This is a genomic window from Dinoroseobacter sp. S124A (genome assembly GCF_049801015.1).
In the GTDB taxonomy this organism is placed as follows: Bacteria; Pseudomonadota; Alphaproteobacteria; order Rhodobacterales; family Rhodobacteraceae; genus Dinoroseobacter.
Map to the genome: position 1 here is coordinate 30,855 of NZ_JBNAGD010000004.1, position 20,945 is coordinate 51,799.

24 protein-coding genes are annotated in these 20,945 nt (G+C 65.4%); 13 read left to right on the forward strand and 11 right to left on the reverse strand.

All coding sequences use genetic code 11. The features are described from left to right. Nucleotide 1 precedes the first annotated feature (1 nt). The 3 genes from ACP15I_RS10640 (at nucleotide 2) to ACP15I_RS10650 (ending at nucleotide 2,256) form a co-directional block, all read left to right on the forward strand. Nucleotides 2-340: a tRNA-binding protein gene (locus tag ACP15I_RS10640; RefSeq protein ID WP_424975064.1), complete on the forward strand. Its 339-nt coding sequence runs from the start codon at nucleotides 2-4 to the stop codon at nucleotides 338-340. Further along, nucleotides 340-1,290, forward strand: coding sequence for a 2-hydroxyacid dehydrogenase (locus ACP15I_RS10645; RefSeq protein WP_424975065.1), 951 nt, complete (start codon nucleotides 340-342; stop codon nucleotides 1,288-1,290). The genes ACP15I_RS10640 and ACP15I_RS10645 overlap by 1 nt, the downstream gene beginning before the upstream one ends. Nucleotides 1,291-1,419: 129 nt before the next feature. Further along, the gene (locus ACP15I_RS10650; protein ID WP_424975066.1) at nucleotides 1,420-2,256 is read left to right on the forward strand and encodes a hypothetical protein; all 837 of its coding nucleotides are present in this window, start codon (nucleotides 1,420-1,422) and stop codon (nucleotides 2,254-2,256) included. Here ACP15I_RS10650 and ACP15I_RS10655 read toward each other — a convergent pair. Together ACP15I_RS10655 and ACP15I_RS10660 are read right to left on the reverse strand one after the other, a co-directional pair. Beyond that, nucleotides 2,253-2,843, reverse strand: coding sequence for a thymidine kinase (locus ACP15I_RS10655; RefSeq protein ID WP_424975067.1), 591 nt, complete (start codon nucleotides 2,841-2,843; stop codon nucleotides 2,253-2,255). The genes ACP15I_RS10650 and ACP15I_RS10655 overlap by 4 nt on opposite strands. A gap of 177 nt (nucleotides 2,844-3,020) precedes the next feature. Then, entirely contained in the window at nucleotides 3,021-3,836 is an 816-nt protein-coding gene (locus ACP15I_RS10660) for a hypothetical protein (protein WP_424975068.1), read from the reverse strand. 197 nt (nucleotides 3,837-4,033) lie between these two features. Here ACP15I_RS10660 and ACP15I_RS10665 point away from each other — a divergent pair, with 197 nt between their 5' ends. Further along, on the forward strand, nucleotides 4,034-4,786 hold the full coding sequence (locus ACP15I_RS10665; RefSeq protein ID WP_424975069.1) for a hypothetical protein: 753 nt from the start codon (nucleotides 4,034-4,036) through the stop codon (nucleotides 4,784-4,786). Between the two features lie 297 nt (nucleotides 4,787-5,083). Here ACP15I_RS10665 and carB read toward each other — a convergent pair whose 3' ends face one another. Together carB and ACP15I_RS10675 are read right to left on the reverse strand one after the other, a co-directional pair. Continuing rightward, nucleotides 5,084-8,377 (reverse strand): carbamoyl-phosphate synthase large subunit, encoded by a 3,294-nt coding sequence (carB, locus tag ACP15I_RS10670; protein WP_424975070.1) that lies wholly within the window; start codon nucleotides 8,375-8,377, stop codon nucleotides 5,084-5,086. Between the two features lie 182 nt (nucleotides 8,378-8,559). Continuing rightward, complete coding sequence (locus ACP15I_RS10675) at nucleotides 8,560-9,222, reverse strand: hypothetical protein (protein WP_424975071.1); 663 nt, start codon at nucleotides 9,220-9,222, stop codon at nucleotides 8,560-8,562. A gap of 189 nt (nucleotides 9,223-9,411) precedes the next feature. Here ACP15I_RS10675 and ACP15I_RS10680 point away from each other — a divergent pair, with 189 nt between their 5' ends. From ACP15I_RS10680 to aspS, 4 genes are all read left to right on the forward strand, one after another. After that, the gene (locus ACP15I_RS10680; protein ID WP_424965670.1) at nucleotides 9,412-9,621 is read left to right on the forward strand and encodes a pilus assembly protein; all 210 of its coding nucleotides are present in this window, start codon (nucleotides 9,412-9,414) and stop codon (nucleotides 9,619-9,621) included. A 101-nt stretch (nucleotides 9,622-9,722) separates the two neighbouring features. Further along, complete coding sequence (gene bchE / locus ACP15I_RS10685; protein WP_424975072.1) at nucleotides 9,723-11,378, forward strand: magnesium-protoporphyrin IX monomethyl ester anaerobic oxidative cyclase; 1,656 nt, start codon at nucleotides 9,723-9,725, stop codon at nucleotides 11,376-11,378. Beyond that, a complete protein-coding gene (gene bchJ / locus ACP15I_RS10690) occupies nucleotides 11,378-12,004 on the forward strand; it encodes a bacteriochlorophyll 4-vinyl reductase (RefSeq protein WP_424975073.1) in 627 nt (208 codons plus the stop codon). The genes bchE and bchJ overlap by 1 nt, the downstream gene beginning before the upstream one ends. A gap of 172 nt (nucleotides 12,005-12,176) precedes the next feature. Next, nucleotides 12,177-13,949: an aspartate--tRNA ligase gene (gene aspS / locus ACP15I_RS10695; protein WP_424975075.1), complete on the forward strand. Its 1,773-nt coding sequence runs from the start codon at nucleotides 12,177-12,179 to the stop codon at nucleotides 13,947-13,949. A 39-nt stretch (nucleotides 13,950-13,988) separates the two neighbouring features. On the opposite strand, the gene ACP15I_RS10700 is transcribed toward aspS, so the two are convergent. Further along, nucleotides 13,989-14,141: a hypothetical protein gene (locus ACP15I_RS10700; protein WP_424965674.1), complete on the reverse strand. Its 153-nt coding sequence runs from the start codon at nucleotides 14,139-14,141 to the stop codon at nucleotides 13,989-13,991. 219 nt (nucleotides 14,142-14,360) lie between these two features. After that, nucleotides 14,361-15,065 carry a response regulator gene (locus ACP15I_RS10705; protein WP_424965675.1) on the reverse strand — a complete coding sequence of 235 codons (705 nt, stop codon included), beginning with the start codon at nucleotides 15,063-15,065 and terminating at the stop codon, nucleotides 14,361-14,363. Nucleotides 15,066-15,195: 130 nt separating this feature from the next. Here ACP15I_RS10705 and mce point away from each other — a divergent pair, with 130 nt between their 5' ends. Together mce and ACP15I_RS10715 are read left to right on the forward strand one after the other, a co-directional pair. Beyond that, nucleotides 15,196-15,600, forward strand: a complete 405-nt coding sequence (gene mce / locus ACP15I_RS10710) for a methylmalonyl-CoA epimerase (RefSeq protein WP_424965676.1) — start codon at nucleotides 15,196-15,198, stop codon at nucleotides 15,598-15,600. A gap of 4 nt (nucleotides 15,601-15,604) precedes the next feature. Next, on the forward strand, nucleotides 15,605-15,892 hold the full coding sequence (locus tag ACP15I_RS10715; RefSeq protein WP_424965677.1) for a DUF1467 family protein: 288 nt from the start codon (nucleotides 15,605-15,607) through the stop codon (nucleotides 15,890-15,892). 76 nt (nucleotides 15,893-15,968) lie between these two features. Here ACP15I_RS10715 and ACP15I_RS10720 read toward each other — a convergent pair whose 3' ends face one another. The 3 genes from ACP15I_RS10720 to ACP15I_RS10730 all read right to left on the reverse strand — a co-directional run bounded on the left by ACP15I_RS10720 (nucleotide 15,969) and on the right by ACP15I_RS10730 (nucleotide 18,507). Beyond that, entirely contained in the window at nucleotides 15,969-16,664 is a 696-nt protein-coding gene (locus ACP15I_RS10720; RefSeq protein WP_424965678.1) for an EI24 domain-containing protein, read from the reverse strand. After that, nucleotides 16,661-17,260, reverse strand: a complete 600-nt coding sequence (locus tag ACP15I_RS10725) for a nitroreductase family protein (protein WP_424975076.1) — start codon at nucleotides 17,258-17,260, stop codon at nucleotides 16,661-16,663. The genes ACP15I_RS10720 and ACP15I_RS10725 overlap by 4 nt, the downstream gene beginning before the upstream one ends. Before the next feature lie 74 nt (nucleotides 17,261-17,334). Then, a complete protein-coding gene (locus ACP15I_RS10730) occupies nucleotides 17,335-18,507 on the reverse strand; it encodes an MFS transporter (RefSeq protein WP_424975078.1) in 1,173 nt (390 codons plus the stop codon). Between the two features lie 118 nt (nucleotides 18,508-18,625). Here ACP15I_RS10730 and ACP15I_RS10735 point away from each other — a divergent pair, with 118 nt between their 5' ends. After that, a complete protein-coding gene (locus ACP15I_RS10735) occupies nucleotides 18,626-18,886 on the forward strand; it encodes a DUF167 domain-containing protein (protein WP_424975079.1) in 261 nt (86 codons plus the stop codon). Nucleotides 18,887-18,894: 8 nt separating this feature from the next. On the opposite strand, the gene ACP15I_RS10740 is transcribed toward ACP15I_RS10735, so the two are convergent. Beyond that, entirely contained in the window at nucleotides 18,895-19,149 is a 255-nt protein-coding gene (locus tag ACP15I_RS10740; protein WP_424965682.1) for a hypothetical protein, read from the reverse strand. A 9-nt stretch (nucleotides 19,150-19,158) separates the two neighbouring features. After that, a complete protein-coding gene (locus ACP15I_RS10745; protein WP_424975080.1) occupies nucleotides 19,159-19,587 on the reverse strand; it encodes a thiol-disulfide oxidoreductase DCC family protein in 429 nt (142 codons plus the stop codon). Nucleotides 19,588-19,854: 267 nt separating this feature from the next. Here ACP15I_RS10745 and ACP15I_RS10750 point away from each other — a divergent pair, with 267 nt between their 5' ends. Together ACP15I_RS10750 and ACP15I_RS10755 are read left to right on the forward strand one after the other, a co-directional pair. Then, complete coding sequence (locus ACP15I_RS10750) at nucleotides 19,855-20,577, forward strand: M48 family metalloprotease (RefSeq protein WP_424975081.1); 723 nt, start codon at nucleotides 19,855-19,857, stop codon at nucleotides 20,575-20,577. An 86-nt stretch (nucleotides 20,578-20,663) separates the two neighbouring features. After that, nucleotides 20,664-20,912, forward strand: coding sequence for a DUF6455 family protein (locus ACP15I_RS10755; protein ID WP_424965685.1), 249 nt, complete (start codon nucleotides 20,664-20,666; stop codon nucleotides 20,910-20,912). Nucleotides 20,913-20,945: the final 33 nt, after the last annotated feature.

Sequence of the window (20,945 nt, forward strand, 5' to 3'; positions counted from 1 at the left end):
CATGGCCGAGATCACGTTTGACGACTTCCTGAAGCTCGATATACGCGTGGGCGAGATCGTGCAGGCCGAGCCCTATCCGGAGGCGCGCAAGCCCGCGATCAAGCTCTGGGTCGATTTCGGCGACCCGTTGGGCGTCAAGAAGAGCTCGGCCCAGATCACCCGGCATTACACGCCGGACGCGCTGATCGGGCGACAGGTGATGGCGGTGGTGAACTTTCCACCGCGCCAGATCGGCAAATTCATGTCCGAGATCCTCGTGCTGGGGGTGCCGGACACGGAGGGGGAGGTCGTGCTCTTGGCGCCGGACCTCAAGGTTCCGCTGGGGGGGCGGCTATATTGATGAAACTACTGATTTCCCGGCCCTTGCCGGAGGCTGTGCTGGCCAAGGCCCGCGCCACGTTTGACACGACGGTCCGCTCCGAGACGACGCCGATGGATGCGGGCGAGCTGCGCGCGGCCCTGCGCGACTATGATCTGGTCCTGCCGACCCTCGGGGATCTCTTCTCGGCCGAGGTCTTTGCCGATGTTCCCGCGCCGCGCGCTAGGTTGCTGGCGAATTTCGGGGTGGGCTACAATCATATCGATGCCGCCGCGGCCAAGGCTGCCGGGATCGCGGTGACCAACACCCCCGGCGCGGTGACGGATGCCACGGCAGACACGGCGATGACCCTGATCCTGATGGCGGCGCGTCGCGCTGGCGAGGGCGAGCGTCTGGTGCGCGCCGGAGCGTGGGAGGGTTGGCACCCGACCCAGATGCTGGGCCTGCATGTCACGGGCAAGACGCTGGGGGTGATCGGCATGGGCCGGATCGGCCAGGCCATCGCGGCACGGTGCCACCATGGGTTCGGAATGGATGTGGTGTTCAAGAACCGCTCTCCCAAGACGCTCGACCTGCCCGCGACCCAGTTGGGCTCGATCCCCGAGGTGATGGCGGCGGCGGATGTGGTTGTGGTCGCGGTCCCCGGCGGGGCCGAGACAAAGCACCTGATCGGGGCGGAGGCCTTTGCGGCCATGCGCCCCCACGGGGTCTTCGTGAATATCGCCCGGGGCGATGTGGTGGATGAAGCCGCCCTGATCGCCGCGCTCGAAGCCGGGCAGATGGGGGCAGCGGGGCTCGATGTCTACGAGTTCGAGCCCAAGGTCCCCGAGGCCCTGCGCGCCCGGGAGGATGTCGTCCTGCTGCCGCATCTGGGCACCGCGGCGCTCGAAGTGCGCGAGGCGATGGGGTTCATGGCGCTCGACAATGTCATTGCCTGCGCCGAGGGGACGCCATTGCCCAACCCGGTCTGAACGGGGGCGCCGGGCGCGACACCCGGCGACCGTCAGGTGAGGCGAACCCCGCGCCAGAAATGAAAACTTTCTTTTTGCGGCGCGCCACCCCTAAACTGGCGTCCGAGACTTACGTGGAAAGACTTTACGATGGACGGGATGACGGCCGCCTCGGTCTACGAGGATATGCACCTGCCGGTTTTGAGCATGGGAGGGATCGTGATCCTCCTGCTGGTGCTACTGCCGGCCGCGGCAGTGATCGGGCACGCGCTGGGACGGCGCCAGCGCCAGCGCACGCTGGCTGCGGGGCGTGAGGTGGACAAGGTGACCGGCGAGACCTCGCTGGGCGCGATCCTCGGGATCCTCGGGCTCTTGCTGGCATTCAGTTTCGGCAATGCCCTGACCCTTGCACAGACGCGCAAATCCACGGTGATCGACGAGGCCGCCGCGCTGGGCACGGTGTTCCTGCGGGCCGATTATCTGGCCGAGCCGGGCCGCACAGAGCTGCGCGAGGCCATCTATGCCTATACGCAGACCCGCGTGGTGCCCGATGCGAGCCAGATGAGCGATGCCCATGGCGTGCGCGACTTTCTGGAAACGACGCTGACGGCTCAGGCCGCGCTCTGGCCCGCAACGCTTGCGGCCACCGCCGCGCCCGTGCCGCCACCCACCGCGACCTTCGTGGCCTCGGCGATGAATGACGCGCTGGACGCCCATCTCTACCGGATGCAGACCTTCGCCGTGCCCGTGGCGGATATCACCCAGGGCATGGTGCTGGCGGCGGCGCTGGCCTCGCTTTTCTTGCTGGGGAACCGGTCGGGCATGCATGGGCGCGCGCTGTCATGGCGGACCTTCATGTTCTCCGGGTTTCTCTTCGTGGTGATGGTCACCATCGTCGATGTGCAGCGCAGCTCGGCGGGCCTCGTGAAGACCGATCAATCGCCATTGCTAGTGACGCTCTTCGATATGGAACAGGCCCTGCGCTAGTCCGGCTGGCGGTCGCCCATGGCCTCGCGCCAGTGGCGGCGGCACAGGGAAACATAGGTCTCGTTCCCGCCGATCTGAACCTGGTCGCCATCGCGCAGGGGCGTCCCGTCGGGGCCTTGCCGGATCACCATGGTCGCCTTGCGCCCGCAATGGCAGATCGTCCGAACCTCGCGCATCTCATCCGCTAGAGCCAGCAGGGTGGCTGAGCCCGGGAAAAGCTGCCCGCGGAAATCCACGCGCAGGCCGTAGCACATCACCGGCAGCCCGAGGTCATCCACGGCGCGGGCCAGTTGCCAGACCTGATCCTCTGTCAGGAACTGGGCTTCGTCTACGAAGACACAGGCGCATGGCCCGCCCTTGAGCCGCAGGCTCAGCGCGTCAAAGAGATTGGTCGTCGGGGCAAACGTGTCCGCCGGGGCCGAGAGGCCGATGCGGCTGCCGATCTGCCCCGTGCCTGCGCGATTGTCGAAGCGCGCGGTCATCAGATGGGTCTGCATTCCGCGTTCGATATAGTTGTGCGAGGCTTGCAGCAGCGCGGTGGATTTGCCCGCATTCATGGTCGAGTAGTGGAAGTAGAGCTTGGCCATGGGCTGCCATAGCAAGGGCTGGCGGGGGCGGGCAAGAGGCTGCGCCCCGAGCTTTTCTCCGAGCTGTTCCCCGTGGCGTTGTCTGCGCTGTACCCCACGGGTTGCGCGGCATGGGTATGGCCTTGGCGAGCCACCCGGGCATCCGCCTCGCGACCGGGTCGGGCAGGCGGATCGCGCCTAGCGCTCGCCCCGGCGCCGTCGTCCGGGACGCGTGAGCGGGGGGGCGGCGCGCGGCGGGCTCGCCAGGGCCGGGCGCGCCACCGGGGCGGTGTCGCGTGGGGGACGGGCGGGATCCGGCACCGCTTGGGGTCCGTGAAACGCGGGCATGTCCGTGGCGCCCTGAAGGGCCGGTTCGGCCTCGGGGATCAGGTCGAAGGCCGCATCGAGGCTGGCATGGATCTCGGCCTCGGTCGCGTCCGGCGCGAGATCCACGAGGGGCAGGGCGCCCTTGTGAAAAAGCTCCCGCAGAGTGGTCTCGCGCAGCAAGGTCTGCGTGCGAATGTCCTCGGGATCGGTCTGCATCAACCCGGCGACGGGCATGCCCCCGGGCTCGGCCAGAACATAATCGACCTTGTGCCCGCGCAGAACCTCGGCCCCCGCGCGCCCGGCATCACCGCTGGACGTCACCTCGAAGAGCGCGTTCAGATCGACTTGCGCCAAAACCCGCAGGTCCGGCGCGCCACGGGACATGGCCCAGGCCTGCAATGCGTCATGAACCTGCGCGGCACCGAGCATGGTGAGCGGGATAGGGGCAACCTCGAGCTGGTCCAGACGCTCGGTCTGGCGGGCAAAGCTCACGGCCTTGGAGGGGGCGCGGGTGCGGGCGCCTTGCGGGATGCGCGTATTGCGCCGCCGCCGTTTCGACCAGCCCAACTGCTCCGAGACCCTGGCCAGCACCCAGAGCGCGCCGACCATGAACAGCCCGAACAGGACGATCGCGATGAACAGGATCAGCATGGACAGGACGTCCGGTTCAGCTGGGGTAAGGGACATCCCGGGATTCATGGGGCCTCCGCACTCGGTACGCTGCGGGTCTGGCACGGCATTCTGACCGGTTTGTGGCGCTCTGCGGGCGAGTTTGGTGCGCTTGCGAAACCCCCTGATCCGTTAGCGGACCCGGTCGGGCGCGCTGACGTAGCCCTAACGGGGCTATCGTAGGACAGGGCAGATCTCATCAAACGGAGTTTTCCATGCCCATTTTGTCCCGTTCCCTGTTTCCCGCCGCCGCTGCATTTGTCCTGTGCCTGAGCGGTTTGCCCGGGGATGCCGCCGCGCAGGAATGTCAGCGCAAGTTGAATTTCCTCGGGGCCAATGCCTCGGACAGCCGCAAGCTCGAGGCGCTGCTGATCTGCGCCGAGGAGACGCGCACGGATCTGGATGCGCTGCAGATGCGCGTAAGCGCCGTGGAGCGGAGCATCACCGGGCTGGAGCGTGCGGATGGGCGTCTGCAGACGAGTTTGGACGGGGTGGATGACAAGATCTCCCGTGCTGTTCAGGCCAGCGAACGCCGGACGAGTTCGGCACTGGCCACCGAGGCGCGGACGCTGCGCTCCGAGATCCGCGAGGCCAGCGGGTCCGAGGCAGGCGAGCTGCGGAGCCTGAAGATGCAGGTCACGGCCGCGGAGCGCGCCCTTGGCCGGATCACCGGGCGCGGATGGGAGGAGTTCGGCGTTGCCAAGCGCAGCATCGGGCGCGCCCAGAACAACGACAAGGACTATCCCATCGTCGTGGCCGCTACGATCAATGTGGCGGATTCGAACCGCTGCCATGCGCGGATCAAGGTGAACGGACTGACCGTGGCCGAGACCAAGAACAATAACAGCCAGTGGGACAAGTCCTGCTTCGTCACGGCGACCGTGCCCCCGGGGGCGAATTATGTCCTGGAATCCGCGCCCCATGGCGGCGGGCGGCCCCGTGTGTCGAAATGGACCGAGCTGCGCTGAGCGGCGGCAGATCAATGATGGGCGCGGGATAAGACCGCGCCTTGTCCAGTCTGTCCCCCGGCCCGGTCGTGTCCAAAATCCGCAGAGCAGGCACGCCGGGCCAGCGTGTGGTGTCGAGACCCGCCCGCGTATCGGGTAGAAGCCGTCGCTGCATGCGCTGGGAAGCTGCGCGCGGTTGCGCAGGGCCCCGTCGCTGACCACGACGGGGCGGACCCGAGCCATATGCCCGTCGGTGCGGGGACCAGGACTTGTGCGAAAAGCGTATAGGTGGCGCCCCCCTGGCGGGAGGCGCTGGCGTCAGCCCTGCAGCGCGCGCACGCCGATGGCGTCTTCGCGGCGGGCTTTCATTGCCTGTGCGGCGGCATGGCTTGCGGCGAGCGTCGTGAAATAGGGGATCCGGTCATAGAGCGCGACCGAGCGGATCTCGCGGCTGTCATTGACCGCCTGCGCGCCCTCGGTGGTGTTCATCACCAGCGCGATCCGCCCGTCTTTCAGCATGTCGACCACATCCGGGCGACCCTCATAAACCTTGTTCACCACGACCGAGGCGATGCCGTGATCCTTGAGGAAGGACGCCGTGCCCCGGGTGGCCACGATGTCGAGGCCCAGCTCGACCAGCATCGCCGCCGTCTCGACCAGCATCTCGGTCTTGTCGGCCTCCTTGATCGACAGGAACACCGTGCCCTCGGTCGGCAGTTCAGTGCCCGCGCCCATCTGCGCCTTCAGGAACGCGCGGGGGAAGGAGCGGTCCCAGCCCATCACCTCGCCGGTGGAGCGCATTTCCGGCCCCAGGATCGTGTCGACGCCCGGGAAGCGGGCAAAGGGCAGCACGGCCTCCTTGACCGAGAACCACGGCGTATCGGGATGGGCCAGCGTCATCGGATCACCGATCGGCAGGTGCTGATCCTCGGGCGCGTCATGGGGCAGAGGATCGCGCAGCGGGAAGTTCGACATCGGCTCACCGGCCATCAGGCGCGCGGCGATCGAGGCGATTGCGGAATCCGTGGCCTTGGCGACGAAGGGCACCGTACGCGAGGCGCGCGGGTTCACCTCGATCAGGTAGATCTCGTTGTCCTTGATCGCGAATTGCACATTCATCAGCCCCTTCACGCGGAGGGCCTTGGCCAGCGCCTCGGTTTGGGTGCGGATCTCGGCGAGGATCTCGTCGGACAGGGAATAGGGCGGCAGGGAACAGGCACTGTCCCCGGAATGCACGCCGGCCTCTTCGATATGCTGCATGATGCCCGAGACATGAACGTTTTCGCCATCGCAGAGCGCGTCGACATCCAGCTCCACAGCACCCGCAAGATAGCTGTCGAGCAGCACCGGGCTGTCCCCGGAGACCACCACCGCCTCGGAGATGTAGCGCTCCAGCTGGGGCAGATCGCGGACGATCTCCATCGCGCGGCCCCCCAGCACGTAGGACGGCCGGATGACCAGCGGATAGCCGATCTCGCCCGCGGCGGCGAAGGCCTCGGCATCGGTGCTGGCAATGGCATTCTTGGGCTGCTTGAGGCCCAGATCATTGACCAGCGCCTGGAACCGCTCGCGGTCCTCGGCCAGATCGATGGCGTCGGGTGTGGTCCCGAGGATCGGGATGCCCTCGGCCTCCAGCGCATTGGCGAGCTTCAGGGGCGTCTGACCGCCGAACTGCACGATCACACCGTGGAGCGTGCCGTTTTCCTGCTCGGCGCGCAGGATCTCCATCACATGCTCGAAGGTCAGCGGCTCGAAATAGAGGCGATCCGAGGTGTCGTAATCGGTCGAGACGGTCTCGGGGTTGCAGTTGACCATGATCGTCTCATAGCCCGCATCCGTCAGCGCAAAGCACGCATGACAGCAGCAATAGTCAAACTCGATCCCCTGTCCGATCCGGTTGGGACCGCCGCCGAGGATGACGACTTTCTTCGCATCGGACGGGCGCGCCTCGCATTCAGGCTCGCCCATGACCGGCGTCTCATAGGTCGAGTACATGTAAGGCGTCTGAGCCTCGAATTCGGCCGCGCAGGTGTCGATCCGCTTGAATTGCGCGGTCACGCCCAGCCGGGTGCGGGCGCGGCGGACCTGCCCCTCTTCGCGCCCCGTGAGCTTGGCGAGGCGGGCATCGGTGAAGCCCATCATCTTGAGCTTGCGCAACCCATCCGCATCCAGCGGCAACCCGTCCTTGCGCACGGCAGCCTCGGTATCGGTGATCTCGCGGATCCGGTCGAGGAACCACGGATCGAAGGCCGTGGCGGCCTGGATCTCGTCATTGCTGAGCCCGTGGCGCATGGCCTGGGCGATGACGCGCATCCGGTCCGGGGTCTGCTTGGACAGGGCCTTGACCACGGCGGCCTTGTCGGGCGCGCCGTCGATCTCGATCTCGTCGAACCCGGTCAGGCCGGTCTCCATGGAGGCCAGCGCCTTCTGCACGCTTTCATGGAACGTCCGGCCAATGGACATGGCCTCGCCCACGGATTTCATCGCCGTGGTCAGGTTCGGCTCGGAGCCCGGGAATTTCTCAAACGCGAAGCGCGGGATCTTGGTGACCACGTAGTCGATGGTCGGCTCAAACGAGGCAGGCGTCACCTTGGTGATGTCATTGTCCAGCTCATCCAGCGTATAGCCCACGGCCAGCTTCGCCGCGATCTTGGCAATCGGGAAGCCGGTCGCCTTGGAGGCCAGCGCCGAGGAGCGCGACACGCGCGGGTTCATCTCGATCACGACCATGCGTCCGTCGGCGGGGTTCACCGCCCATTGCACGTTGGACCCGCCGGTCTCGACCCCGATCTCGCGCAGAACGGCAATCGAGCCGTTGCGCATGATCTGGTATTCCTTGTCCGTCAGGGTCAGCGCGGGTGCCACGGTGATGCTGTCGCCCGTATGGACGCCCATGGGATCGACGTTTTCGATGGCGCAGACGATGATCGCGTTATCCGCCTTGTCGCGGACAACCTCCATCTCGTATTCCTTCCAGCCCAGCAGGCTTTCATCGATCAGGATCTGGTTCACCGGCGAGGCATCGAGGCCGGATTTGCAGAAATGCTCGTAGTCGTCTCGGTTATAGGCCACACCGCCGCCGGTCCCGCCAAGGGTAAAGGCCGGGCGGATGATCGCGGGCAGGCCGATATCGTCGAGGGCGGCCATGCACTCATCCATATTGGTGGCGATCGTGGCGCGGGGGTTTTCGATGCCGAGCCGGTCCATCGCCTCGCGGAAGAGCTTGCGGTCCTCGGCCATCTCGATGGCGGCGCGCTTCGCGCCGATCATCTCGACGCCGAACTCGTCGAGCACGCCCATTTCCTCAAGCGCTAGCGAGGTGTTCAGGCCGGTCTGCCCGCCCATGGTCGGCAGCAATGCGTCGGGGCGCTCTTTCTCGATGATCTTGGCGACAACCTCTGGGGTGATCGGCTCGATATAGGTGGCATCCGCAAGCCCGGGATCGGTCATGATCGTCGCCGGGTTCGAGTTCACCAGAATGACCCGGTACCCTTCCTCGCGCAGCGCCTTGCAGGCCTGGGCCCCGGAATAGTCGAACTCGCAGGCCTGGCCAATGATAATGGGCCCCGCCCCGATGATCATGATCGATTTGATATCGGTTCTTTTGGGCATCGGGCAGACTCCAGTGGCGCAAATTGTCGGCGTTATACATGGGGGCTGTCCGGGCGCAAGAGCGTCCGGCGCGCCCTGCGACCTTGATGGCGACTTGCAGGCCACCGGACCACTGGCCCCACGAAAAAAGACGCGCTCCGCCGGGACCGCGTCTGATCTGGTGTTTCAGGGGGTGAGGGGGCTCAGCCCTTGCGGCGGCGTCGTCGGGCCAATCCGCCAAGACCCGCCACACCGGCCAGCATCATCAGGGCACTGGGCGGCAGTGGCACCGGGGCGGGGGTGGTGTCGACGCGCGAGACGTCAAACATGATGTTGTCCACGCCCGTGTTGAAGAACTCCGGCGCGATGGTGATGAGATAACCGCTGGTGCTCGGGCCAAAGGCCGACAGATCGACCTCTGTGGATTCGATGACGCTCAGCAGATCGACCGCCAGAGCCGTTTGCTCCACACCGCCGACTTCAGTGACCGTAACACCTGTGGTTTGGGGGGCGTCCGCATATGGCGCGATGTCCATCTTCACCAGCGACACTTCAAACCCGTCCAATGGCTCGATCAGGAGCGTGCCGCCCTGTGATCCGGAATTGCCATAGGCGGCGTCGACCAATTCTTCATAGCCGAGGTTCCAATAGATCCACGGTTGGAGCCCGTCCGACACCCGCGAGGCGTCGTAGGTCACCTCAACTTCGCCGTCGATATCTCCGTAGTCCTGACTGATCGCCTCTCTGTTGGAGTTGCAGAGGCCATCCGCGCAGGCATCGCCGTCGAATGTCAGGGTAACGCTGGTTGCATGGGCGGAGGAGGCCGCAAACAACAGGGTCGCACTGGTGATAAGAGCTTTGTACATAGCTGGGTCCTGATAAAACTGTCGTTCAATAATGGTTAATTTTAAGGCGGTTTTGGCGCTCGGTCAACTTGGCCGGGCCATGGGGATGAGGGCTTTGGCCTGTCCTTAATCTCGTCAGATTCCTGTGATTGGGTCTTTTTGAGGAGTGGCCGCCCGCGGCCAGTTTGCGCAAAAGAGGACCCCAGACCCATGGCTGACCGGATCATTGCCTTTTTTCGGGCCGAGGACGGCGCTGTCACCGTTGATTGGGTTGTCCTGACGGCGGCGCTGGTCGGGCTCGCCATTGCGGTGATCGCGGTGCTGGGCCCCGCCATGACCACCAATTCCGGATCCCTGAACCGACAGTTGGAAAATCACCAGATCTCGACGGATTTCGACGCGGTCACCCCGGCGGACTGACCCGTGCGGCACGTCGTGCTGTCAACCCAGAGGTGTTGATGTGCGTCAAGGAAAGTTGACACAATAAATGCCACCCTACGCCAAAGGCAGCGGAGGGTCTCATGCGCATTGTGTTCGTTCATCCCAACTACCATTCCGGCGGCGCCGAGATCGCCGGCAACTGGCCCCCGGCCTGGGTGGCCTATCTCGCCGGGTCGCTCAAGGCGGCGGGCTTTGACGATATCCACTTCCTGGACGCGATGACTAATGACATGCCGGAGGAGGCCCTGCGCGCCCGTCTGACCGAACTGCAACCCGATATCGTGGGCACCACGGCGATCACGCCAGCGATCTACGAGGCGGAAAAGGTTCTGAAAATCGCTTCCGAGGCCTGCCCGGATGCCCTGCGCGTCCTCGGCGGAATCCATGGCACCTTCATGTATAAACAGGTCCTTTCCGAGGCTCCGGAGGTCGAGGTGATCGTCCGCGGCGAGGGCGAAGAGATCATGACCGAACTGGCCCGCTGCGTTTCCGAGAGGCGCTGGCCGCAGGATCAGCGCAAGATCAAGGGGCTCGCCTTTCGCGAGGAGGACAAGATCGTCGCGACTCAGGCGGCGAGCACGGTCAAGGATCTGGATGGCATCGACCCGGACTGGTCGCTGCTGGAGTGGAACAAATACATCTATGTCCCCCTCGGCGTGAAAGTCGCGATCCCGAACATGGCGCGGGGCTGTCCGTTCACCTGCTCGTTCTGCTCTCAGTGGAAATTCTGGCGGGATTACCGCGTGCGCGACCCGCTGAAGGTGGTGGATGAGATCGAACGGCTGGTGAACGATCACGGTGTGGGCTTCTTCATCCTCGCGGACGAAGAGCCGACCATCAACCGGCGCAAATTCATCCAGTTCTGCGAGGAACTCATCGCGCGCGATCTGCCGGACCGGATCCAGTGGGGCATCAACACCCGCGTGACGGATATCATGCGGGACAAGGAGCTTTTGCCGCTCTACCGCAAGGCCGGGCTCGTCCATGTCAGCCTCGGCACCGAGGCGGCAGCCCAGCTCAAGCTCGATCAGTTCAACAAGGAGACCAAGGTCTCCGAGAACAAGGAGGCGATCCGCCTGCTGCGCGAGGCGGATATCTTTGTCGAGGCGCAGTTCATCGTCGGGCTCGACAATGAGACGCCCGAGACGCTGGAGGAAACCTACCGGATGGCCTGGGACTGGCAGCCGGATCTGGCCAATTGGGCGATGTATACCCCCTGGCCCTTCACACCGCTCTTCCAGGAACTGGGCGACAAGGTCGAGATCTTCGACTTCTCGAAATACAATTTCGTCACCCCGATCATGGCCCCGGACCAGATGACGCGCGGCGAGCTGCTGGATGGGGTGATGAAGAATTACCGGCGCTTCTACATGCAAAAGGCGCTCTTCCACTATCCCTGGCGCGGCACGGGCTATCGTCGGAAATATCTGCTTGGCTGCCTCAAGGCGTTTCTGAAGGCCGGGTTCGAGCGAAAATTCTACGACCTCGGCAAGGCCAATTACTGGGGGCCGCAATCGAAGGAGAAGGTGAATTTCAAATTCGACCGGACCCGCAAGATCGCCAAGGCCCAGACCGATGACTGGGAGGCCGCTGCGGATCGCGCCAGCCAGGCCCGGGCGCGTCGCAAGGCGCTCGACACCTCCTTCAAGCTGCCCGACCAGCCGGGCGCGGACAGGGAAGGTCGCACACCGATCAAGGCCTGCGGCGGGGGAACTCAGCAAATGGAAGATGTGTGATGCCGCTCGATACCCGCCTGACTTCGGACTGGTCACCGCCGGACACCACGGCGCGGATCGGCCCGAATGCGGTGCACCAGCTCCTCGCGGTGCTCGAGGAGGAAGGCGGGCCAAAGCTCGCGGCCCATGTGCTGGCGCTGGCGGGGCTGTTCGATCTGCCACCGGATACGGGCATGATCGACGAACGGCCCGTGGCCCGGCTCCATCAGGCCCTGCGCCGGGACCGACCCGCGGATGCCCCGCGTCTGGCCTGGGCCGCGGGGGAGGCGACCGCGAACTACATCATCGCGCGCCGCATCCCGACGCCGGTGGTCTGGCTGTTGAAATTGCTGCCCGCCCGCCCCGCGGCACATCTGCTCCTGCGCTCGATCGCCCGGCGTGCCTGGACCTTCGCGGGCTCGGGCCGTTTCCGGGTCGTCTCGACCCGACCGATCATGGTCGAGATCGCGGACAACCCCATCGTGCGCGGCGAGCAGGCCCGGCACCCGATCTGTTTCTGGCACGTGGCCGTGTTCGAAACCCTGTTCCGGCGCCTCGTTGCCCCGGACTACATGGCCCGCGAGACCACCTGCTGTGCCTGCGGTGACGGGGCCTGCCGGATCATGCTGACCCGCTCGGGCATCTGACCGTCATGGGGCAGCGCCCCCCATCTTAAGTCTCCAAATATCCCCGCCGGAGGCTCCCGCCCGCGCAGAAGCGCGTCCGCCGGATCCAAAGGGCGCGGCCCGTACCGCTTGACACCCAACCGCCCCTGATATGTATGGCCCCAGATCAGCCATCTGAGTTCCGGGGACCCCCATGCACGCCTTTCGTACCCATACCTGCGCCGCCCTCACCAAAGCCGATGTCGGCGCGACCGTGCGCCTGTCGGGCTGGGTCCACCGGGTGCGAGATCATGGCGGCGTGCTCTTCATCGATTTGCGCGACCATTACGGCATGACCCAGGTCCTCTGCGACCCGGACAGCCCGGTCTTTGCCGAGGTCGAAAAGGTCCGCTCCGAGTGGTGCATCCGGATCGACGGGACGGTGAAGGCGCGGGACGCAAGCCTGATCAATCCCAAGATCCCCACGGGCGAGGTCGAGGTTTTCGTGCGCGATCTCGAAGTGCTGGGCACCGCCGACGAGCTGCCCCTGCCGGTCTTCGGCGATCAGGACTACCCCGAGGAGACGCGCCTGAAATATCGCTTCCTCGACCTGCGCCGCGAGAGCCTGCATGAGAACATCATCCTGCGCTCCAACGTGGTGCGCTCGATCCGCAAGCGGATGTGGGATATCGACTTCAACGAGTTCCAGACGCCGATCATCACCGCCTCCAGCCCCGAAGGCGCGCGCGACTTTCTCGTGCCCTCGCGCCTGCATCCGGGCAAGTTCTACGCCCTGCCGCAGGCCCCGCAGCAGTTCAAGCAGCTCACAATGGTCGGTGGCTTCGACAAGTATTTTCAGATCGCGCCCTGTTTCCGCGACGAGGATCCGCGCGCGGACCGCTCGCCTACGGATTTCTACCAGCTCGATCTGGAGATGAGCTTTGTCGACCAGCAGGACGTGTTCGACACGATCCAGCCGGTGATCGCGGGGCTCTTCGAAGAGTTCGGCGGCGGCCGCAAGGTGGACACAGACTGGCCGCAGATTTCTTACCGCGACAGCGCCCTGTGGTATGGCACCGACAAGCCGGACCTGCGCAACCCGATCAAGATGCAGATCGTGTCCGAGCATTTCGCGGGCTCCGGCTTCGCGATCTTTGCCAAGCTGCTGGAACAGGACGGCACCGAGATCCGCGCGATCCCCGCCCCCACGGGCGGCTCGCGCAAGTTCTGCGACCGGATGAACAAGTTCGCGCAGGAACAGGGCCTGCCCGGCATGGGCTATATCTTCTGGCGTGATCAGGGCAACGGCATGGAAGCCGCCGGGCCGCTGGCCAAGAATATCGGCCCCGAGCGGACCGAGGCGATCCGCCAGCAGCTGGGGCTCGAGGTCGGCGATGCGGCCTTCTTCCTCGGCGGTAAGCCTGCCACATTCGAAGGGGTCGCGGGCCGCGCCCGGACCGTGATTGGCGAAGAGCTCGGACTGGTGGACAAGGACCGCTTCGCCTTTGCCTGGATCGTGGATTTCCCGATGTATGAGGCCGATGACGAGGGCCGGATCGACTTCTCGCATAACCCGTTCTCCATGCCGCAAGGCGGGATGGCGGCGCTGGATGGCGACCCGCTCGAGGTGCTCGGCTATCAATACGATCTGGCCTGCAACGGCTACGAGCTCGTCTCTGGTGCGATCCGGAACCACAAGCTCGAGATCATGTACAAGGCCTTCGAGATTGCGGGCTATGGCAGCGATGAGGTCGAAAAGCGGTTCGGCGGTATGGTCAATGCGTTCAAATACGGCGCGCCGCCTCACGGCGGTTGTGCGGCTGGGATCGACCGGATCGTGATGCTGTTGGCCGATGAGGCCAATATCCGCGAGGTGATCATGTTCCCCATGAACCAGCGCGCCGAAGATCTGATGATGGGTGCCCCCTCCGAACCCACGGGCGAGCAGTTGCGCGACCTGTCCCTGCGGGTCATCCCGCAGGACTGACGCCGGGCGCGGGGCGCCGTCAGGGGCCCCTTTGGGGGCTCAGTCGGCGCCGTGCGGCACAAGCGTGCCCTGAACGTCCTCGGTGGTGCCGAGATCGGACGTGATCGACCGGATTGAGAAATCAGACGTCCCGATCAGGATCGCGGCCAGCATGGCGAGTCCCAGGATGATATTCGCCCCGACAGTGGCCATGGGCCGATCTGTCCGGGACGCTGAACGGGCGGTGTTCCAGCGTTTGGGCATCGGGGTGTTCCCTTATTGACTGCTCGAGGTCGTTGCCTTCGAGTGTTCTGCTTACCGCGGACAGCTCGAAAAGCGACCCGTGAGGCAAGGATTGGGCCGTCTCGTGACACAGGTGTGTCGCAAGTGTGACAAGTTTGCGCTGTAAGCGCTTGATTGCGAGGCAGGTTCCTAGATCGCGACGCGTGTGGCGATTCGGTCTTCGAGCATGGCGCGCACGGCGCTCAGGCTGTCCCGATCCCCTTGCGCGGCCAGCGCCTTGGCGGCTTCGGCCAGCGGAGTATCCTTGGCCGCCACGGCCAGACCATGGAGAAACTGCGCCGAGTAGGCCCGCTGGATCGGGTCATCTTCATCCAGCAGCAGGTCCTGGGCATGGGCCAGATCATCCTGCAGGGCCAGCGTATCCGGGCAGATCTCGGTTTCGGTCATCGCGCGCGGGCCCTTGGGCTGTGCGTCCTTTGGAAGATGGGCGAGCACGGCGGCCTGAAATTCGGCGATGCGGGTCAGGGGCTTGGCGAGAAATCCGTCCGCGCCGGCGGCAATCGCGCAGTCTTCGCCCGACAACTCGCCACTGAAGCCGAGGATCGCGGGCAGGCGGGGCTGCGCCTGAGCCAGTTCCGCGATCAGGTCTTCGCCCGCACCATCGGGCAGGCCGAGATCGACGATCGCCACGGTCGGGCAGTACATGCGCAGGTGGCGGCGGGCCGAGGCCAGACAATCGGCACGGCGCAATCGCGCGCCGGAGCGCAGGCACAAGAGGCGCATCGCCTCGGATGCGTAGCGGCTGTCTTCGACCAGCAGGATGGTCACCCCCAACAGGGGACGCGCGGCTGTCGGTCTGGGCGCAGCGGAGAGCAGGGCAGCTGTATCGTCCATTGGGTCCTCCGAATCTCTCTTCAGACTGCGTCACCTTCCCTAATGAGAGGTAAACGCGACCCTCTGCGCCTTGCTCACAAGGGGGTGACAGGCCATAACCGCGCCAAACCAGTCACAGTTGGAGCCAGTTATGATCGGTCGCCTTAACCATGTTGCCATCGCCGTCCCGGATCTCGAAGCCGCCTCGGCGCAATACGCCAACACTTTGGGCGCTAAGGTCGGCGCGCCCCAGGACGAGCCCGATCACGGGGTGACGGTGGTGTTCATCGAACTGCCGAACACCAAGATCGAGCTGCTTTACCCGCTGGGCGAGGGCTCTCCGATCGCGGGCTTTCTCGAAAAGAACCCCTCGGGCGGGATTCACCATATCTGCTATGAGGTGGACGATATCCTCGCCGCCCGCGACAAGTTGAGCGCCGAGGGCGCGCGGGTGCTGGGCACCGGTGAGCCCAAGATCGGCGCCCATGGCAAGCCTGTACTTTTCCTGCACCCCAAGGATTTCAACGGCACCCTGGTCGAGCTCGAGCAGGTCTGAGCCCATGCAAATCACCTCGGCACTCGTCCTTCTGGCCGTCATCTGGTTCATGACCCTGTTCATCGTCCTGCCGATCCGGATGAAGACTCAGGGTGATGAGGGCAGGGTCACCATGGGCACGCCTGCGGGCGCTCCGGCGCGGATCGACATGCGGCGCAAGGTCAAGATCACCTCGATCGTCGCGGTCGTGATCTGGGTCCCTTTGGTCTATGTCATCGTCGCGGGCTATATCACGGTGGATGATTTCGACCTGTTCAACCGCTTCGGCGGCGGGTTGGAGCGGCTGGAGTAAACCAGACCTGCGGACATGCGACAGCCTCGGCGCCGCGATGGGCCGAGGCTTTTTTCATGCCGGGAGGGCAGGGGGGTCAGACCTCCTGCGCGGCCAGTCTGTGATAGAGATGGGTGAAGGCCGCCGCGCCGATCACCGGGATGATCAGGTTGATCAGTGGCAGGGACAGCACCATCGCCATGGGCACCCCCGCGATCCAGATCTTGAGCATATGGCGCTTGCGCATCTGTGCGGCCCCCTCGCGTCCGAGCCGCCGCATGGCTGTGACCTGAAAGTATTCCCGGCCGAGCAGGAACCCGTTCAGCCCCCAGAAGATCAGCGGTGCGAGCGGGATGAACATCAAATAGAGCACCAAGGCGGCCATGTTCGCCACCACCAGCACCCCGAGAAACCCGAACGTGTCGCGCAGGGCCTCCGCGAAGGGCACCTTGGGCGGCTGACCCAGTCCCGGATAGTGCCGCGCCTCCACCGCGTCGGCGATATCTTCGAGAAACAGACCGGTGAAGGCCGAGGCCACGGGCACCATCAGGAAGACCGACAGGCCGAGCATGCTCAGGATGCCAAGTCCTGAGGCCAGATCGTCGAGCCATGTCACCTCGCCCACAAAGGGCAGGGTCAGGGCATCGGGGACAAGCCAGCCCAGCAGCAGCGTGAAGAGCCAGGTGATGGCCACCAGAAGCCCGACGGTCGCCCCGATCCCGATCAGCAAGACGCGCCGAAAGGCCGGATCGGGCAGCTGGGCGATGGCCTTGGAATAGATCAGCGGGATCATGCGTCCACCCACTGGGTGAGGGCGGCGATATCCGGGCGCGGCCGTTCCGGGGGCACGACGGTTTCGGTCCCGAGATGGATGAAGCCCGCCACCCGCTCTGTGGGGGCAAGGCCCAGCCCTTCGATCCCGAAGCTGGCATCATGGGCGACAAACCCGGTGAGCCAATTGGCCCCCCAGCCCGATGCCAGCGCCGCATTCACCAGCGCGAGACAGGCCGCGCCCGCCGAGAGGTCCTGTTCATAGGCCGGGATCTTGTCCGAGGCTTTGGGGGCCGCGATCACAGCGACAACGCAGCCCGCATCCGCGAAGGCGGCTTTCGCCTTGGCAATCTTCTCGGGTGCCTGTCCCAGAGCCGTGCCGCGTGTCTCCGTCAGGGCGGCCATTCGTGCAAGAGCTGCCCCCTGCAGCACGACGAAGCGCCAGGGCTCGAGCTTGCCGTGATCCGGCGTGCGTGCGGCGGCGGTCAGAAAGCTCTCGATCGTCGCCCGGTCCGGATAGGGCGCGCGCAAGGTCTTGGCGGGGCGCGAGCGGCGCGTGAGCAGGAACTCCATCACCTCGGGGCGCGGGGTCAGCGGGGGCAGGGCGGAACTGGTCATAGGGGGCTTTCTCGGTCGGATTGTCGGTGTGAATTGGGCTTGGGCTGGGACGCTGGGGCGCGCTCACTCCCTCGTTACCTCGGGGTTTTCGCGCGCCGCTTCAAGGGGGGGGGGCGGAGCGCGGGGGCGAGAACCGCCACCAGCAGCCCGAGCGCGAGCAGCAGCAGGAACGCAGTGGGGTAGTCGCTGCGCGCGGCGATAAAGCCGATCAGGGGTGGACCCAGCAGAAGGCCACCATACCCGATCAGGGCGACCTGCGCGATGGCGGTCCCCGGCGCCACGCGGGTGTCCGCCGCCGCCCGGGCAAAGGCCAGCGGCATCACAAGGGCTGCGCCGCAGCCCAGCACCGCAAAGCCCGCGAGCACGGTCAGACTGCCTGCGCCGAAAACCACGAGCGTCGTCCCAAGGGCGAGGCAGATCCCCGAGAGACGTGTTGCCAGCACCGCGCCCAGCCGGGCAACAATCCAGCCACCGCTCAGGCGCACGATGACCATCGTCGTCGAGAAGGCCGCGAAGCCCAAGGCTGCCAGAGCCGGGGGCGCGTCGGTGACGATCCGCAGGTAGACCGCGCTCCAATCCGCGACAGCGGCTTCGCTGAGCCCGGTCGCCCCGGCAATCAACCCCACAAGCAGAAGTGTCCCGGTCGGCAGGATCGGCCCGCGCGCAGGCTTGGCCGCAGGCTCCGCCGGGGCAGCGGGCCGCGCACCGTCCGGACCCCGCAGGGCGAAAGGCACCGTCGCCAGCCCGAGGACCAACGCGACCAGCGCGAAATGCCCGAGCGGTCCCAACCCGGCGGCCACGGCCAGAGCGCCCCCCGCCGCGCCAAGCCCCGCGCCGAGGCTGAACACGGCATGGAGCTGCGGCAGCAGCGGTTTGCCCCGCGCGCTCTCGACTTCGGCCCCCCAGGCGTTCATGGCAACATCCATTGCACCGAAACAGGCCCCGAAGATCAGCAGCGCCGCAGCCAGCGTGATCGGGTCCGGGGCCACCGCCAGCAGGGGCAAGGCAAGGCAGTAGGCCACCGCGAGGATCTTGCTCAGCCGCGCGGGCCCCTGCCGGTCGATCACGCGCCCGGCGGCGGGGAAGGCAAGGATCGCGCCCCCCGCCAGACAAAGCAGGAGCAGACCCAGCGCGTCGGGGCTGAGGGCGAAGTGTTCCTTGAAGGCGGGAATCCGTGCCGCCCAGCTCCCGAAGAGGGCGCCGTTCAGCAAAAACAGGGCGAGGACGGCATGGAGGGCGGGGCGCATCGGGAAACTCCGGATTGGGCAGGCGGACTGTAGGCCGCGCGCGGCCGGCCTTGTCAATTCAGCGCATCACGCCGCTGAAACCTTGCGTCACATCCGGGGTTTCGCGCAGGCAGGGGGCATGTCCGAGCCTGATCTATCTCATCTTGCGCAACCCGGCGCGCGCCTGACGGTCAAGGCCGTGCCCCGGTCCAGGCGCGCAGGGATAGACCCCGGAACCGACCCGATCCGTGTTCGGGTGACCGCCGCGCCGGAAAAGGGGCGGGCGAACGCGGCCGTGGCGCGGCTTCTGGCCAAGGCGCTGGGGATCGCGCCGGGACGGCTCCGGCTCGTGCAGGGCCAGTCCCATCGCATCAAGGTTTTTGAAATTCAGGCGGAGTAGCGCGCGCGTCAGGCGTTCTGGCGCTTGGTCTCACTGCGCTTGAGCCGGTAGACCCCTTCGGGCAGATCCAGCGCCGCGCCAAGGTCGTTCAGCTGCGAGATCGACAGGGTGATGCGCAGGGTCTCTTCGGTCCGGGGGTCGTATTGTTCAATCGTGACGCATTCTTCGAACGCATGGACGACGACGTCTTCGGTCAGGGGCGCGTTGCCCTCATCCACCAGGGTCACGATCGTCGAATCAAAGTCGTGTTCGATTGTAAACATATCTCAACCCTACTGCCGCCCCGGTTCATTTCCAGATTTTTCTGCACCTGCATAACGATGGCGTTGGCGGTGATACAAAATTGGCGCAAGCACGTGATCATAAATCAAGCAGGCGGCCTGACGGATCCCGGGCAAGCCGACGAGCCGCGCGAGCCAGCGATACCGGGGCATGTCAGCCCACAAGACCAGAAAGGCGGGGACGCCGCTGAGCAGGACGCCATCCTTGCGCAGATAGAGCCTCCGCGCCGCTTGATCCTGGGTCAGGCCCCAGGGATTGAGGTCCGTCTGGTTCAGATCCTCGAACCCAATGGTCAGTTCCTTATCCTCAGAGTAGCGCTCATACTGCGTGATTTCGAACCGGCATACGGCGCATTCCTTGTTATAGAGCACCGCCGTCTCGGAAGAGGAGGGCGGGGTTTGCGGCGCGGTGTCTGGCATCTGGGGATCTCCGTTCTCCGCAGGATCTAGGGCGCGTAGGCAGGGGGCCAAGGTCGCCCCGTACCAGGCAATCGGGGCGGTGTAGCGCGTCACGACCTATCTGCGCGCGAGCGTGCAAAATCGACGAGATCTCGCAGAATTGTCGCCGAATCCCCCCGTGGCCACGACATAATGCGGGGCGGAAACCGGCAAGAGACCGCGTGTCGTGCTGGCGTTGCGCGGTGAAATGCCTATCTAGGCAGACGAGTATACGAATGGGAGGCCAGTATGAGGCGTGTCTTCGGGATCCTGACGATTTTGGCTCTGGCGGGGTGCAGCGTGGCGCCGTCCTCGTCGCGGGCGCCTGCGCCACAGGCGGTGGATGCGCCCAGTCGTCTGTCCGTGGATCAGGCCGTGGCCAATTTCGATGCGGTGATGCGCCGGGTGGAGCCTGTGGCCGAAGCTCAGTGTCGCAGCCGGACCCGGAACACCAATTGCGATTTCCTGATCCAGGTGGATACGCGGCCCGGCCAACCGGTGAATGCCTTTCATACGCTTGATGACAAGGGCAATCCGCTGATTGTCTTCACCGTTGCGCTGATCGCCGAGGCGCGCAATCAGGACGAACTGGCCTTTGTCATGGGGCATGAGGCGGCCCACCACATCGCCGGGCATCTGGCCCAGACCCAGGCGAATGCGGGGCTTGGCGCGGTGGTGTTCGGGGCGCTGGCCTCTCTGGCCACATCGGGTGCCTCGGACTCGGTGCGGCAGGCCGCGGTGGAACAGGCCACCCAGGCCGGGGCCTTTGTCGGGGCGCGGACCTATAGCAAGCAAAATGAGCTTGAGGCCGATGCGCTGGGCACCGTGATCGCGGATGCGGCGGGCTATGATCCCTTGCGCGGTGCGATGTTCTTCACCCGCATTCCGGACCCGGGCGACCAGTTTCTGGGCAGTCACCCGCCCAATCAGGCCCGGATCGAGGTCGTTCGGCAGGTCGCTGCCACGCTTTAGGGCGCATCGGGGGCCAGTTTGATCTGGCTCAAGGCCCGGCGGGGCGCGAACGGTCAGACTTCGGTCAATGACAGGAGTCTGACAACATGCAAAACGACCGTGTTCTTCGCAAACATGCCAGCCTTGTGGACCGTATGGCGGACCGTGTGGGTGTCGATCTCGAGGAATCCGTGCTGCGCGGGGACATCCCGCCGGACCTGATCCCGGATCTCGTCTTGCGCTGCACCAACTGCACCAATCCGGAATCCTGCAAACGCCTTCTGGCGGCGACATCAACGCTGGAGACCGCGCCGAGCTACTGCGTGAACCGCGAGACTTTCGAGAAACTCCAGTAACGCACCCGCCACGCCGCACCGTATCAAGGCGCG

Bases quoted from the DNA above. Each gene is read 5' to 3' on its own strand.
- bchE (WP_424975072.1), top strand. From the start codon at position 9,723: ATGCGCATTGTGTTCGTTCATCCCAACTACCATTCCGGCGGCGCCGAG.
- ACP15I_RS10735 (WP_424975079.1), top strand. From the start codon at position 18,626: ATGTCCGAGCCTGATCTATCTCATCTTGCGCAACCCGGCGCGCGCCTG.
- ACP15I_RS10650 (WP_424975066.1), top strand. From the start codon at position 1,420: ATGGACGGGATGACGGCCGCCTCGGTCTACGAGGATATGCACCTGCCG.
- ACP15I_RS10640 (WP_424975064.1), top strand. From the start codon at position 2: ATGGCCGAGATCACGTTTGACGACTTCCTGAAGCTCGATATACGCGTG.
- ACP15I_RS10720 (WP_424965678.1), bottom strand. From the start codon at position 16,664: ATGATCCCGCTGATCTATTCCAAGGCCATCGCCCAGCTGCCCGATCCG.
- ACP15I_RS10675 (WP_424975071.1), bottom strand. From the start codon at position 9,222: ATGTACAAAGCTCTTATCACCAGTGCGACCCTGTTGTTTGCGGCCTCC.
- ACP15I_RS10680 (WP_424965670.1), top strand. From the start codon at position 9,412: ATGGCTGACCGGATCATTGCCTTTTTTCGGGCCGAGGACGGCGCTGTC.
- ACP15I_RS10700 (WP_424965674.1), bottom strand. From the start codon at position 14,141: ATGGCCACTGTCGGGGCGAATATCATCCTGGGACTCGCCATGCTGGCC.
- ACP15I_RS10740 (WP_424965682.1), bottom strand. From the start codon at position 19,149: ATGTTTACAATCGAACACGACTTTGATTCGACGATCGTGACCCTGGTG.
- ACP15I_RS10730 (WP_424975078.1), bottom strand. From the start codon at position 18,507: ATGCGCCCCGCCCTCCATGCCGTCCTCGCCCTGTTTTTGCTGAACGGC.
- bchJ (WP_424975073.1), top strand. From the start codon at position 11,378: ATGCCGCTCGATACCCGCCTGACTTCGGACTGGTCACCGCCGGACACC.
- ACP15I_RS10645 (WP_424975065.1), top strand. From the start codon at position 340: ATGAAACTACTGATTTCCCGGCCCTTGCCGGAGGCTGTGCTGGCCAAG.
- ACP15I_RS10745 (WP_424975080.1), bottom strand. From the start codon at position 19,587: ATGCCAGACACCGCGCCGCAAACCCCGCCCTCCTCTTCCGAGACGGCG.
- ACP15I_RS10750 (WP_424975081.1), top strand. From the start codon at position 19,855: ATGAGGCGTGTCTTCGGGATCCTGACGATTTTGGCTCTGGCGGGGTGC.
- carB (WP_424975070.1), bottom strand. From the start codon at position 8,377: ATGCCCAAAAGAACCGATATCAAATCGATCATGATCATCGGGGCGGGG.
- ACP15I_RS10660 (WP_424975068.1), bottom strand. From the start codon at position 3,836: ATGTCCCTTACCCCAGCTGAACCGGACGTCCTGTCCATGCTGATCCTG.
- mce (WP_424965676.1), top strand. From the start codon at position 15,196: ATGATCGGTCGCCTTAACCATGTTGCCATCGCCGTCCCGGATCTCGAA.
- ACP15I_RS10705 (WP_424965675.1), bottom strand. From the start codon at position 15,065: ATGGACGATACAGCTGCCCTGCTCTCCGCTGCGCCCAGACCGACAGCC.
- ACP15I_RS10725 (WP_424975076.1), bottom strand. From the start codon at position 17,260: ATGACCAGTTCCGCCCTGCCCCCGCTGACCCCGCGCCCCGAGGTGATG.
- aspS (WP_424975075.1), top strand. From the start codon at position 12,177: ATGCACGCCTTTCGTACCCATACCTGCGCCGCCCTCACCAAAGCCGAT.
- ACP15I_RS10755 (WP_424965685.1), top strand. From the start codon at position 20,664: ATGCAAAACGACCGTGTTCTTCGCAAACATGCCAGCCTTGTGGACCGT.
- ACP15I_RS10715 (WP_424965677.1), top strand. From the start codon at position 15,605: ATGCAAATCACCTCGGCACTCGTCCTTCTGGCCGTCATCTGGTTCATG.
- ACP15I_RS10655 (WP_424975067.1), bottom strand. From the start codon at position 2,843: ATGGCCAAGCTCTACTTCCACTACTCGACCATGAATGCGGGCAAATCC.
- ACP15I_RS10665 (WP_424975069.1), top strand. From the start codon at position 4,034: ATGCCCATTTTGTCCCGTTCCCTGTTTCCCGCCGCCGCTGCATTTGTC.